The following is a 13,043-nucleotide window of genomic DNA, read 5'->3' on the forward strand; positions in this document are numbered from 1 at the left end:
CGTGAGTCAGGAGATCTTCGTGTCGATTCTCGCCGCCGCAGTGACCCTCGCGATCGGTTTGGGACTGCTGAATCTGGTGCTCGCCTACGGCATCATCCGCAGGCTCCGGACGGATACCCGGAATTCACCGTCCACCGTCTTTCCGGTGACCGATGCCGACAGTCTGGGCGCCACTGCGGAGGAATTCAGCGTACGCCTCAAGGACGGCCGGGAGATCTCCCGGGACTCCTTGGGCGACGACACCCTCGTGGCCTTCTTCGCGCCGGGTTGCGGCCCCTGCGCGGAGTTGCTGCCGCACTTCGTGGACACCGTGGCGCGCTCCGGCCGCCCGGCGGACGAGGTCCTCGCGGTCGTCGTACCGGGCAAGGAGGACTCCGCGCCGTACGCGTCGGCGCTGCGGGAGGTGGCGACGGTGCTGACGGACGACGACGCCCGTACGGTGGAGGCCGCGTTCGGGGTGAACGCCTACCCGGTGGTGTGCCGGGTCCGGGCCGGCGGCCGGCTCACGGCCCTGGCCCGCGACCTGCACGAACTGACGGCGCCGGTGGGCGTGTGAGCACCCGGGACACGGGCCGGGGCCGTGCCGCCGGGCTGCGTGCCGTCGCCGGTCTCGCGCTGCGCGCCGCCCCCGTCCCGCTGGCCGGCATCGCGCTGGCCGCGCTGCTGGGTGCCGGGCTTCCGGTGGCGGCCGCGTGGCTGACCCGGGAGGTGCTGGACCTGGTGGCCGGCGCCCGGCGGGGAGCCGTCGCGGACGTCATGGGACCCGCCGCCGGACTGGCCGGCGTGGCCGTGGCCGTGGCGTTCCTGCCGCACGCCGAGCGGTTTCTCTGCGGTGAGCTGGGCCGCCGGGTGGGGCTCGCGGCCCAGGACCGCCTGTATGCCCGGGTCAACGGCTTCACCGGGCTCGCCCCGTTCGAGGACCCGGAACGGCTGGACCGGCTGCGGCTGGCCGAGCAGTGCGGCCAGGACACCCCGGTGCAGATCGTCTCGGCGGCGGTGTCGCTGGGGCAGGCCGGGGTGACCGTCGCGGGTTTCGCGGTGTCGCTGTGGCTGATGAGCCCGTGGCTGGCCGTGGTCGTGCTGCTCGGCGCGCTTCCGGCGCTGGCGGCCGAACTGCGGCTGGCGCGCGCATGGTCGCAGGCCATGCTGCACACGACGTCGCTGGAGCGCCGGGAGTCGTTCTACGCGCATCTGCTGGGCAGTGTGCAGGCGGCGAAGGAGATCCGGCTGTTCGGCACCGGCACGCCGCTGCGGGAGCGGATGCGCCGGGACCGTACGGCGATCAACGCGACCCGGCGCCGGATGGAGCTGCGCACGGCGGCGGCGCAGGGCCTGCCCGCGGCCGTGTCGGCGGGGATCGGGGCGGCGGGTCTGTTCTGGGCGGTGCGGGCGGCCGCCCGGGGCGAGCTGACCGTCGGCGACCTGGCCGTGCTCACCTCGGCGATCGCCGCCGTGCAGGGCGGGCTGAGCGGCATCGCCGCCTCCGCCGCCGTGGCACGTCAGCATCTGCTGCTGTTCGAGCACTACCTCGACCTGACGAACGCGCCGCCCGACCTGCCCGTACCCCGGCCGGCCCGCCCCGTGGGCGAGCTGACCCGCGGCATCGAGCTGCGGGACGTCTGGTTCCGCTACTCCGAGCAGCACGACTGGGTGCTGCGCGGGGTGAACCTGACCCTTCCCCGCGGCCGCACGCTCGCACTCGTCGGCGACAACGGCGCGGGCAAGAGCACCCTGGTCAAGCTGCTGTGCCGGTTCTACGACCCGAGCCGGGGCAGCATCCTGTGGGACGGCACCGACATCCGCGAGCTGGACCCGGCCGAGCTGCGCCGTCGTGTCGGAGCGGTGTTCCAGGACTTCGTGCGCTACGACCTGACGGCCGCCGAGAACATCGCGCTGGGCGCGCCCGAGCGGGCCGGTGAGGTGGTCCGGGCGGCGCGGGCGGCCGGTGTCCACGACACGCTCGCCGCGCTCCCCCGCGGCTACGACACGCTGCTGTCGCGGTCGTACGGGGACGGCGAGGAGGTCGGCGTGGAGCTGTCCGGCGGGCAGTGGCAGCGGGTGGCGCTGGCCCGGGCCTTCCTGCGGGAGGATCCCGATCTGCTGATCCTGGACGAGCCCGCCTCCGGACTGGACCCGGAGGCGGAACACGAGATCCAGGAGGCGCTCCGGCTGCACCGGCGGGGCCGCACGAGCCTGCTGATCTCGCACCGGCTGGGCACGGCACGGGACGCGGACCTGATCGTCGTGCTGCGGGACGGGGCGGTCGTGGAGTCGGGCGGGCACACCGAGCTGGTGGGGGCGGACGGACGGTACGCGGCGCTGTTCCGGCGGCAGGCCGAGGGGTATGTGCGGTGATCGCGCTGCTGTCGCTGGCCGCCGGGGCGGCCGGGGGCGTGCTGTGGATCCGGCGCCGGATGGTGGTGATCACCGTCCGGGGGGTGAGCATGCGGCCGACGCTGCGGAACGGGGACGTGCTGATCGGGCGCCGGACGGGCGCGGGCCGGCTGCGGTCGGGGCAGATCGTGGTGGTCGAGATGCCGGACCCGGGCGCCGACTGGAAGAGCTGGAGCTGGCCGGACCGGGCCTCGCACTTCATGATCAAGCGGCTCGCGGCCGTGCCCGGCGAGCCCGTGCCGGCCGCCGCCCGCGACCGGCTCGGGCCGGGCACCGTACCGGCCGGATCCGTGGTGGTGCTGGGCGACAACCTGCAAGAGAGCGTCGACTCGCGGGAGATCGGTTACTTCCCGGTGCGGCGGGTGGTGGGGGTGGCGGTGCGCACGTATCGCCGCAGTCCGGAGGACATGCCGGGGTAACGGGGACGTCACGCTTGCGGGATCTTGCGGAAATTTCCTTGCAACATCTTTCGCAAGGACTTGCAGCCTTGCTACGTTCCTCCCGCGCCCGGCGGCCGTCGATTGGGACAGACGGCACCCGCGGTCTTCCCAGGGGATGATCCGGGCAACCCTCTTCTAGGAGTTCATATGCGACGTGGCATATCGATCGCCGCCGCGGTCACCGTGGTCGCCCTGGCCGCCACCGCCTGTGGCGGCTCGGACGACAAGGCCGACGGCAAGCCGAAGGACCCCAAGGACGTCTCGGGCACGATCACCTACTGGGACACCTCCGACGCGGCGACCGAGGCTCCGACGTACAAGGCCCTGATCAAGCAGTTCGAGGCCAAGTACCCGAAGATCAAGGTGAACTACCAGAGCGTCCCGTTCACCGACGTCGAGCAGAAGTTCAAGTCGGCCGCCAAGAGCGGCAAGGGCGCGCCGGACGTGGTGCGCACCGACGTGGGTCTGATGGCCGAGTACGCCTCGCTGGGCTACATCGCCCCGCTCGACGGCACCGCCGCGCTGAAGAACACCTCGGACTTCAGCACGGGCGCGATGAACACCGCCAAGTTCAACGGCAAGACCTACGGCGTCCCGTCGGTCACCGACACCCTCGGCCTGCTGTACAACAAGGACCTGCTCAAGAAGGCCGGCGTCGCCAAGCCGCCGGCCACCTGGGACGAGTTCATCGCCGACGCCAAGACGATCAAGAAGAAGACCGGCGCCTACGGCACCTACGTCAACCCGGACTCGTACTTCCTGCTCCCGCTGCTGTACAGCAACGGCGCCGACATGGCCGACCCCTCGGCGAAGAAGATCACCGTCAGCGACAGCAGCGCCGTCACCGCGCTGACCACCGCGAAGAAGATCTACGACGAGGCGTCGATGAAGGTCGACTTCGCGAACGCCTACCAGAACATGCAGACCGCCTTCAAGAACGGCAAGGTGGCCATGCTGATCCAGGGCCCCTGGTCCGTCAGCGACGACCTGACCGGCTCCGCGTTCAAGGGCAAGGAGGCCAACCTCGGCTACGCGCCCGTCCCGGCCGGCGCCGGCGGCAAGGCCCAGGCCCCGACCGGCGGTCACAACCTCGCCGTCTACCAGGGTTCGGGCAACCTGGACGCCAGCTACCTGTTCACGCAGTTCATGACGTCCACCGAGAGCCAGATCACCATCGCGGAGAAGACCGGCACCCTGCCGACCCGCACCTCGGCCTACACCACCGCGGTCACCTCCAACGCCAAGATCGCCGGCTTCAAGCCGATCCTGGAGAAGACCGCCCGGCCGCGCGTCGCGCTCCCCCAGGTCGGCTCGCTCTTCACGCCGCTGCAGCAGAACTACGTGAAGATCCTGCAGGGTGACTCGTCGGTCAAGTCCGGCCTGGACGCCACCGCCAAGCAGTTCCAGACGCTGCTGCCCGGCTACTCCATCGGCTGACCTGAACGGTCGGTAGCCGGACCGTAACCGAAGGACACGCAGCCCCGGGGAACGTTCTTTCCCCGCTGCCGCCCCGACCGGGGCTCCCCGGGGCTGCGGAACCACCCACCCTCCGCCGCGAACGAGCCGATAAAGAGTCGATGAGGATGACCACCGCAGCGAGCACGGCACAGACCGACAAGACAGCGCGGGACGACAGGTCCCCGCGCCCCGCACGCGTTTCGCGCCTCAGGCGGTCCTGGGACAAGTACTGGTACGCCTGGGCGATGGTGACCCCGGTCGCCGTCGTGATCGCCGTGCTGGTCCTGTATCCGCTGGGGTACGGCTTCTACCAGTCGCTGACCAACGCCAACGAGTCGAACGTCGCCGCCACCATCGGCGCCTTCCACCGGCCCGCGACCTACGACTTCGTCGGCCTCGACAACTACTGGCACGTCCTGTCGGGCGCGGACGGCGACTTCTACCCGCGGCTGGTGTGGACGGTCGTGTGGACGGTCTGCTGCGTCGCGCTGCACGTCGCCATCGGCATGGGCCTCGCCGTGCTGCTCAACCGCAAGATGCGGCTGCGCGGCTTCTACCGGGCGATGCTGATCCTGCCCTGGGCGGTCCCGTCGTTCATCGGCGTCTTCGCCTGGCGGCTGATGCTCAACTCCCAGTTCGGCGTGTTCAACGAGATCATCACCGCGGTCGGTCTGCCCGAGCAGAACTGGCTGGGCACCCCGCTCGCCCAGAAGGTCGCCGTGATCATGGTGAACGTCTGGATCGGCGTCCCCTTCAACATGGTCGCCCTGCTCGGCGGCCTGCAGTCGATCCCCAAGGAGCTGTACGAGGCCGCCGAGATGGACGGCGCCTCGCCCTGGCAGCGGTTCGTCAACGTCACGCTGCCCGGTCTGCGCCCGGTGTCCAACACGGTGATCCTGCTGGGCTGCATCTGGACGTTCAACATGTTCAACGTCATCTACCTGCTGCTGGGCAACAACACCACCGGCGACACCGACATCCTCGTCACCTTCGCCTTCCGCAAGGCCTTCACCGGCATCTCGGACTACGCGGGAGCGGCGACCTACGGGATCATCATCCTCGCCCTCCTGCTGGCCTTCTCGACCTTCTACCGCCGCAACACCCTGAAGTCCGAGCAGGCGTAAGGAGCACCCGCCATGACCGCAGCGACCCACGAGACCCCCGCGACCGCTCCCGCCGCCACCCGCTCCCTCACCGCCCCCTCCCGCAAGGTGCGCGGGCGTGAGGAGCGCAGCCCCGCGGCGTCGATCGCCCTGCACGCCACCCTGATCCTGGCCACGGTGATCGCGGCCTTCCCGGTGGTGTGGATCCTGTTCATCTCGCTCGGCCCGAAGAACGCCTGGCAGCAGCCGAGCGAGGTGCTCAAGGACCTCAGCTTCCACAACTACGCCGACGTACTGGCCCATTCGGACCTGCCGCAGTGGTTCCTGAACACCGTCGTCGTGGCCGGCGGCACCACCGTCCTCGGCGTCTTCCTCGCGGCGACCGCCGGCTACGCGGTGTCCCGGATGAAGTTCCCGGGCAGCCGGCAGCTGATGTGGACGTTCCTGGTCACCCAGATGTTTCCCAGTATCGTGCTGATCGTGCCGCTGTACCTGCTTCTGTCCGAGTTGGACCTGCTCGACAACTACCTCGGCCTGATCCTGGCGTACGCGACCACGGCGGTGCCGTTCTGCGCCTGGATGATGAAGGGCTACTTCGACACCATCCCCAAGGAGATAGACGAGGCGGGCCGGGTGGACGGCCTCACCCCGATCGGCACGTTCTGGCGGCTGATCGTGCCGCTGGCCAAGCCGGGCCTGGCGGTGACCGCGTTCTACAGCTTCCTCACCGCCTGGGGCGAGGTCGCGTACGCCACGCAGTTCATGCAGTCCGACCACTACACGCTCGCCGTCGGCATCCGCACCTTCGCGCAGGACCAGCGGCCCGACTGGGCGTGGACCTCGGCCACCGCGATCATCATCACCGTCCCGGCGGCCCTCGTGTTCATGCTCGTGCAGCGCAGCCTGGTCTCCGGACTGACCGCCGGCGGCACCAAGTCGTGACCGCCGCCGCGCACGCCCGCGGATCCACGTACCTCGCAAGCGCCTCTGTCGTTCCCCCCGCATCCTTAAGGGAATCCATGACCCAGCACGTCACCGACGCAGTCCCCACCGACGCCTCCTCCGCCGCCGCCGAGCGCCGGGAGTGGTGGCGCGAGGCGGTCATCTACCAGGTCTACCCGCGCAGCTTCGCCGACGGCAACGGCGACGGCATGGGTGACCTGCCCGGCATCCGCTCCCGGCTGCCGTACCTGAAGCGGCTGGGCGTCGACGCCGTGTGGCTGTCGCCCTTCTACGCCTCCCCGCAGGCCGACGCGGGCTACGACGTCGCCGACTACCGGGCCGTCGACCCGATGTTCGGCACCCTGACCGACGCCGACGACCTGGTGCGCGACGCCCATGCGCTGGGTCTGAAGGTGATCGTCGACGTGGTCCCCAACCACTGCTCCGACCAGCACGAGTGGTTCAAGCAGGCGCTGCGCGAGGGGCCCGGTTCGCCGCTGCGCGAGCGCTTCCACTTCCGCCCCGGCAAGGGCGCGGACGGCGAACTGCCGCCGAACGACTGGGAGTCCATCTTCGGCGGCCCGGCCTGGACCCGGGTCGCGGACGGCGAGTGGTACCTGCACCTGTTCGCGCCGGAGCAGCCCGACTTCAACTGGGACCACCCGGCCGTGCACGACGAGTTCCGCTCCATCCTGCGGTTCTGGCTGGACCTCGGCGTCGACGGCTTCCGCATCGACGTGGCGCACGGGCTGGTCAAGGCGGCCGGGCTGCCGGACATCGGCCGGGACGAGCAGGTCAAGCTGCTCGGCACCGAGGCCGTGCCGTACTTCGACCAGGACGGCGTGCACGAGATCTACCGGGGCTGGCGGCGCATCCTCGACGAGTACCAGGGCGAGCGCGTCGCGGTCGCAGAGGCGTGGACGCCGACCGTGGAGCGCAGCGCCCTGTACATCCGGCCCGACGAGCTCCACCAGGCCTTCAACTTCTCCTACCTGACCACCGACTGGAACGCGGCGGACCTGCGCGACGTCATCGACCGCTCGCTCGGCGCCATGAGCGCCGTGCACGCGCCCGCGACCTGGGTGCTGTCCAACCACGACGTGGTACGGCACTCCACGCGCCTCGCGGAAGGGGACGAGGCGCGTGGTCTGCGCCGGGCCCGGGCGGCGACCCTGCTGATGCTGGCGCTGCCCGGCTCGGCGTACCTCTACCAGGGCGAGGAGCTGGGCCTGCCCGAGGTCGTCGACCTGCCCGACGAGGTGCGCCAGGACCCGGCGTTCTTCCGCAGCTCGGGCCAGGACGGCACGCGCGACGGCTGCCGGGTGCCGATCCCGTGGTCGGGCCAGGTGCCGCCGTTCGGCTTCGGACCCGTCGACGGCGGCCCGAGCTGGCTGCCGCAGCCGGCCGACTGGAAGGACCTCACCGTCGCGGCCCAGGACGGGGACCCGACCTCCACCCTGGAGTTCTACCGCAGCGCGCTGGCCGTGCGCCGCGAGCACCCGGCGCTCGGCGCCGGCCGCCAGGTGACCTGGCTGGACAGCCCCGAGGGCGTGCTGGCCTTCCGCCGTGACACCGCCGACGGCTCCTTCGTCTGCACGGTCAACCTCACGGCCTCGCCGGTCACCGTGGCCACCCCCGGCACGCTGCTGCTGGCCAGCACCGATGTGGAGCCGGGCGGTGCGCGCACGCAGATTCCCGCGGATTGCGCCATCTGGTGGGCAGTCTGAGATGCGACCGGTACAGTCCAATCCTGTGACCACACGGCTTGCCGACATCGCTGCGCAGGCGGGGGTGAGCGAAGCGACCGTCAGCCGGGTCCTCAACGGGAAGCCGGGCGTCGCCGCCACCACCCGCCAGTCCGTGCTCGCCGCGCTGGACGTACTGGGCTACGAGCGCCCGGTGCGGCTGCGGCAGCGCAGCGAGGGGCTGGTCGGGCTGATCACACCGGAGCTGGAGAACCCGATATTCCCGGCCCTGGCCCAGGTCATCGGCCAGGCGCTGACCCGCCAGGGCTACACACCGGTACTGGCCACCCAGACCCCGGGCGGGTCGACCGAGGACGAGCTGACCGAGATGCTCGTGGACCGCGGGGTCGCCGGGATCATCTATGTCTCCGGGCTGCACGCGGACACCACCGCCGACATGCAGCGCTATGAGCGGCTCCGCGCGCAGGGCGTGCCGTTCGTCCTGGTGGACGGCTTCTCGCCGAAGGTGCAGGCGCCGTTCATCTCCCCCGACGACCGGGCCGCGATGACGCTCGCCGTGACGCACCTGGCGTCGCTGGGGCACACCCGGATCGGGCTGGCCCTCGGGCCGAAGCGGTTCGTGCCGGTGCAGCGCAAGATCGAGGGCTTCGTGCGGGCCATGCAGGACCAGCTGGGGCTCGCCGCCGAGGTGATCGAGACCGAGCTGATCCAGCACTCCCTGTACACCCTGGAGGGTGGTCAGGCGGCGGCCACGTCCCTGATCGAGCGGGACTGCACGGCCGTGGTGTGCGCCAGCGACATGATGGCGCTCGGTGCGATACGGGCGGCCCGGCAGCGGGGTCTGGAGGTGCCCCGGGACGTGTCGGTGGTGGGCTTCGACGACTCCCCGCTGATCGCCTTCACCGATCCGCCGCTGACCACGGTCCGCAAGCCGGTCCCGGCGATGGGGCAGGCCGCGGTGCGCACGCTGCTGGAGGAGATCGGCGGGACGCCCGCGCCGCACAGCGAGTTCGTGTTCATGCCGGAGCTGGTGGTGCGCGGCTCCACCGCGTCGGCGCCGCACGTCGCCCGTATGCCGTAGAAGGTGCGCCCCGGACCCGTCCTTGGGATGATCGGCCGAGGAAGCCTTTTCTGGCAGACTTGATGGCTATGAGTGACTCGACCGTGACGCAGTCGGAAGGTCGCGAGGAGGTGGCCGTTCCGCAGGCCGTCACGGGCGAGGTCAGACGGGGCGCCCGGGCTTTCGCGGCCCGGCTGCGGCATCCGCGGCGGCCCCGCCTCTGGTTCGAGATCCTTCTGATCGCGGTGAGTTACTGGACGTACTCCCTGATCCGCAACGCCGTCCCGGAGCAGAAGGCCGAGGCGCTGCGCAACGCCGACTGGATCTGGCGCGCCGAGCACACGATGGGCATCGCCGCCGAGCAGTCCGTCAACCGTGCCGTGAACTCGGTCGATTGGCTGATCGTCGGCATGAACTACTACTACGCCACCTTGCACTTCCTCATCACGATCGGTGTGCTGGTGTGGCTGTACCGGTGGCATCCGGGCCGCTACGCGGCGACCCGGACGGTGCTCTTCGCGACCACGGGCGTGGCCCTGGTCGGTTACTACCTGTTCCCGCTCGCCCCGCCCCGGCTGATGCGCGGCGGGCGTTTCGTGGACACCGTGATGGTCCACCACACCTGGGGCTCGATGGCCTCCGGCGATCTGAAGCACATGTCGAACCAGTACGCGGCGATGCCGTCCATGCACATCGGCTGGTCGCTGTGGTGCGGGCTGACGATCTTCGCGCTGACGTCGGTGCCATGGGTGCGGGTGCTGGGGCTGCTCTACCCGACGCTCACCCTGCTGGTCATCGTTGCCACCGCCAACCATTTCTGGCTGGACGCGGTCGGCGGTGTGCTGTGCCTGAGCTTCGGCTTCACGGCCGCCCGGGCGTGGTACGGCGCGCTGCCGTACCGGATGCCACGGGTGGCGCCGGCCGGGGCCCTGCGGCCGGCACCGGCGACCTCCCCGTAGCCCGGCCGCCGGTGCCGGCTCAGGCGCCGTCGCCGTAGAACAGCTCCTCCACCACCGCGCGCGCCCTGCGGGTGGTACGGCGGTACGCGTCCAGCATGTCCCCGGCGTGCCCGGCGCCGTAGCCCAGATAGCGGCCCACGGCGGCCAGCTCGCGCGGCTCGGTCGGGAAGGTGTCCCCGGCCCGGCCGCGCACCAGCATCACCGCGTTGCGCACCCGGGTGGCCAGCACCCACGCCTCGTCCAGGATCTCCGCCTCCTCGGCGGGCAGCAGCCCGGCCTGCCGGGCGGCGGTCAGCGCCTCACGGGTGCGGGTGGTGCGCAGCCCGGGCTGGTCCCAGCCGTGCCGGAGCTGGAACAGCTGGACGGTCCACTCCACATCGGACAGGCCGCCCGGCCCGAGCTTGGTGTGCAGCCTGGGATCGGCGCCGCGCGGCAGGCGCTCGGCCTCCATGCGGGCCTTCAGCCGGCGGATCTCGCGCACGGCGTCCTCGCCGAGCCCGTGGACCGGGTAGCGCAGGGGGTCGATCAGCTCGGTGAAGCGGCGGCCCAGCTCCTCGTCCCCGGCGACCGGCTCGGCCCGCAGCAGCGCCTGGGACTCCCAGACCAGCGACCAGCGGCGGTAGTACGCCTCGTATGACTTCAGCGTGCGCACCAGCGGGCCGGACTTGCCCTCCGGGCGCAGGCCCGCGTCGATCAGCAGCGGCGGGTCGGCGCTGGGCAGCTGGAGCAGCCGGCGCATCTCGGCGACGACCTTGTTCGCCGCCGCGGCCGCCTCGTGCTCGTCGACGCCCTCCTGCGGTTCGTGCACGAAGACGACGTCCGCGTCGGAGCCGTAGCCCAGCTCGTGACCGCCGAAGCGGCCCATCCCTATGATCGCGAAGCGGGTGGGCAGCGTGTCGCCCCAGCCGTCCCGGACCACCGCGCGCAGGGTACCAGCGAGCGTGGCGGCGGTGAGGTCGGAGACCGCGGCGCCGACCCGGTCCACCAGGGCGCCCTGGTCGGCCTCGGCCGGGCTGGTCTCGGTGCCGTAGGAGCCGACGATGTCCCCGGCAGCCGTACGGAACAGCTCGCGACGGCGCACACCGCGGGCCGCCGTGACGCCCTGCTCGGCGTTCTCCGCGCGGCCCACCGCCGCCAGGATCTCCTGTTCGAGCGGGCTTCGCTCGCGTGCCGCCAGCCCGCCGCCGTCGCCGTCGCCGAGCAGCGCCACCGCTTCCGGGGCGCGCATGAGGAGGTCGGGGGCGAGGCGGCGCGCCGACACGACAGTGGCCGGGCGCTCGCGGGCGCCGGCCCGGCCGCCTTGCGGGTCACGCCGGAGGCGAGGGCCTCCAGGTGGCGCAGGGCGGCGGCCGGGTCGGCGTAGCCGAGGGCGACCAGGCGCTCGCGGGCCGCCTCGGCGCTCAGGCGGGCCTCGCCGGGGGCGAGTTGGGCGACCGCGTCGAGCAGCGGGCGGTAGAAGAGCTTCTCGTGCAGCCGCCGTACGACGCCGGTGTGCCGCTTCCACTCGCGGTTCAGGTCGGCGACCGGGTCGGTGCGCAGGCCGAGGGAGCGGCCGAGGCGGCGCTGGTCCGCTTCCGCGGTGGGCACGAGGTGGGTGCGGCGCAGGCGGTAGAGCTGGATGCGGTGCTCCATCGAGCGCAGGAAGCGGTACGCCTCGTCCAGGCGGGCGGCGTCCTCGCGGCCCACGTAGCCGCCGGCGGCCAGGGCCTGGAGGGCGTCCAGGGTGGTGCCGCTGCGCAGGGCGGGGTCGGTGCGGCCGTGGACCAGCTGCAGGAGCTGAACGGCGAACTCGACGTCACGCAGGCCGCCCGGGCCGAGCTTGAGCTCGCGTTCGATCTCGGACACGGGGATGTTCTCGACCACGCGGCGGCGCATCTTCTGCACGTCGGCGACGAAGTTGTCCCGCTCGGCCGCCTTCCAGACCAGGGGTTCGAGCGCGTCGACGTAGGCCTGGCCCAGGTCGGCGTCGCCCGCCACCGGGCGGGCCTTGAGCAGGGCCTGGAACTCCCAGGTCTTCGCCCAGCGTTGGTAGTAGGCGAGGTGGGAGGAGAGGGTGCGCACGAGGGGGCCGTTGCGGCCCTCGGGGCGGAGGTTGGCGTCGACCGGCCAGATGGAGCCCTCGACCGTGGACTCGGAGCAGATCCGCATGAGGTGCGAGGCGAGGCGGGTGGCGCAGGCGAGGGCGTGGGATTCCGTGGTGCCCTCGGCCGCCTCCGCCACGAAGATCACGTCCACGTCGGAGACGTAGTTCAGTTCGTGGCCGCCGCACTTGCCCATCGCGATCACCGCGAGGCGGCAGGCGGCGGCGTCCTCCGGGGCGTTCGTCCGCGCCAGGGCCAGGGCCGCGCGCAGGGTGGCGGTGGCGAGGTCGGCGAGTTCGGCGGCCGTCTCGGCGACGCCGGTGGTGCCGCAGACGTCGCGGGCGGCGATGGAGAGCAGGCAGCGGCGGTAGGCGACGCGGAGGGAGACGGGGTCGGTGGCCCCGGCCAGGCCGCGTGCGAACTCCTCGACGCCGGGGTGCAGGTCCTGGGGCTCGTAGGTGACCAGGGCGTACCAGTCGCTGGGGTGGCGGGCCAGGTGGTCGGCGAGGGCGGCGGAGGCGCCGAGGACGCCGAGGAGGCGGTCGCGCAGCGGCTTGGCCGCGATGAGGGTGTCGAGCAGTTCGCGGTGGGACGTGGGGCCGTCCTGGGCCTCCAGGAGGCGGACCAGGCCGTGCAGGGCCAGGTCGGGGTCGGCGGTGGCACCGAGGGCTTCCAGGAGGACGGGGTCGTCGCGGACGGGGGCGAGTTCCGGGCCGTCCAGGAGGCGCTCCGCGGCGGAGGGGTCGGTGAAGCCGTGTCGGAGCAGGCGGGTGAAGGTGCTGCTTCTGCGCCCCGGCGTCATCTCCGTGGCCTCCCTCGGGTGCGGTCGTCCTGGCCAGAGCCTATCCGGCGAAGCGGGGGCGGAGCGGCTTAGGGCGGGGTCGGGGTGGGGTGGGGGTG

At 71.8% G+C, this 13,043-nt stretch carries 9 protein-coding genes and 1 pseudogene; 9 read left to right on the forward strand and 1 reads right to left on the reverse strand.

All coding sequences use genetic code 11. From position 1 onward, the window contains the following. The first annotated feature begins 1 nt into the window (after position 1). The 9 genes from IO33_RS46185 to IO33_RS0136610 all read left to right on the forward strand — a co-directional run bounded on the left by IO33_RS46185 (position 2) and on the right by IO33_RS0136610 (position 10,062). Positions 2 to 556 (forward strand): redoxin domain-containing protein, encoded by a 555-nt coding sequence (locus tag IO33_RS46185; RefSeq protein WP_167349493.1) that lies wholly within the window; start codon positions 2 to 4, stop codon positions 554 to 556. After that, complete coding sequence (locus tag IO33_RS0136575) at positions 553 to 2,355, forward strand: ABC transporter ATP-binding protein (RefSeq protein WP_051927165.1); 1,803 nt, start codon at positions 553 to 555, stop codon at positions 2,353 to 2,355. Before IO33_RS46185 ends, IO33_RS0136575 begins: the two co-directional genes overlap by 4 nt. Continuing rightward, positions 2,352 to 2,813: a S26 family signal peptidase gene (locus tag IO33_RS0136580; protein ID WP_051927166.1), complete on the forward strand. Its 462-nt coding sequence runs from the start codon at positions 2,352 to 2,354 to the stop codon at positions 2,811 to 2,813. The genes IO33_RS0136575 and IO33_RS0136580 overlap by 4 nt, the downstream gene beginning before the upstream one ends. Positions 2,814 to 2,981: 168 nt before the next feature. Further along, positions 2,982 to 4,271, forward strand: coding sequence for an extracellular solute-binding protein (locus IO33_RS0136585; RefSeq protein WP_031173214.1), 1,290 nt, complete (start codon positions 2,982 to 2,984; stop codon positions 4,269 to 4,271). A 146-nt stretch (positions 4,272 to 4,417) separates the two neighbouring features. Further along, positions 4,418 to 5,416 (forward strand): carbohydrate ABC transporter permease, encoded by a 999-nt coding sequence (locus IO33_RS0136590; RefSeq protein ID WP_037686884.1) that lies wholly within the window; start codon positions 4,418 to 4,420, stop codon positions 5,414 to 5,416. 12 nt (positions 5,417 to 5,428) lie between these two features. After that, positions 5,429 to 6,337: a sugar ABC transporter permease gene (locus IO33_RS0136595; RefSeq protein ID WP_031173218.1), complete on the forward strand. Its 909-nt coding sequence runs from the start codon at positions 5,429 to 5,431 to the stop codon at positions 6,335 to 6,337. 77 nt (positions 6,338 to 6,414) lie between these two features. Next, positions 6,415 to 8,064, forward strand: coding sequence for a glycoside hydrolase family 13 protein (locus tag IO33_RS0136600; RefSeq protein ID WP_031173220.1), 1,650 nt, complete (start codon positions 6,415 to 6,417; stop codon positions 8,062 to 8,064). A 25-nt stretch (positions 8,065 to 8,089) separates the two neighbouring features. Continuing rightward, the gene (locus tag IO33_RS0136605; RefSeq protein ID WP_031173221.1) at positions 8,090 to 9,124 is read left to right on the forward strand and encodes a LacI family DNA-binding transcriptional regulator; all 1,035 of its coding nucleotides are present in this window, start codon (positions 8,090 to 8,092) and stop codon (positions 9,122 to 9,124) included. A gap of 68 nt (positions 9,125 to 9,192) precedes the next feature. Continuing rightward, a complete protein-coding gene (locus IO33_RS0136610) occupies positions 9,193 to 10,062 on the forward strand; it encodes a phosphatase PAP2 family protein (protein WP_209438981.1) in 870 nt (289 codons plus the stop codon). 19 nt (positions 10,063 to 10,081) lie between these two features. Here IO33_RS0136610 and IO33_RS44785 read toward each other — a convergent pair. Then, positions 10,082 to 12,945, reverse strand: a pseudogene (locus tag IO33_RS44785) (bifunctional [glutamine synthetase] adenylyltransferase/[glutamine synthetase]-adenylyl-L-tyrosine phosphorylase). Between the last annotated feature and the right edge of the window lie 98 nt (positions 12,946 to 13,043).

This window comes from Streptomyces durhamensis, from assembly GCF_000725475.1.
Taxonomy (GTDB): domain Bacteria; phylum Actinomycetota; class Actinomycetes; order Streptomycetales; family Streptomycetaceae; genus Streptomyces; species Streptomyces filipinensis.

Bases quoted from the DNA above. Each gene is read 5' to 3' on its own strand.
- IO33_RS0136610 (WP_209438981.1), top strand. From the start codon at position 9,193: ATGAGTGACTCGACCGTGACGCAGTCGGAAGGTCGCGAGGAGGTGGCC.
- IO33_RS0136595 (WP_031173218.1), top strand. From the start codon at position 5,429: ATGACCGCAGCGACCCACGAGACCCCCGCGACCGCTCCCGCCGCCACC.
- IO33_RS0136600 (WP_031173220.1), top strand. From the start codon at position 6,415: ATGACCCAGCACGTCACCGACGCAGTCCCCACCGACGCCTCCTCCGCC.
- IO33_RS0136590 (WP_037686884.1), top strand. From the start codon at position 4,418: ATGACCACCGCAGCGAGCACGGCACAGACCGACAAGACAGCGCGGGAC.
- IO33_RS0136585 (WP_031173214.1), top strand. From the start codon at position 2,982: ATGCGACGTGGCATATCGATCGCCGCCGCGGTCACCGTGGTCGCCCTG.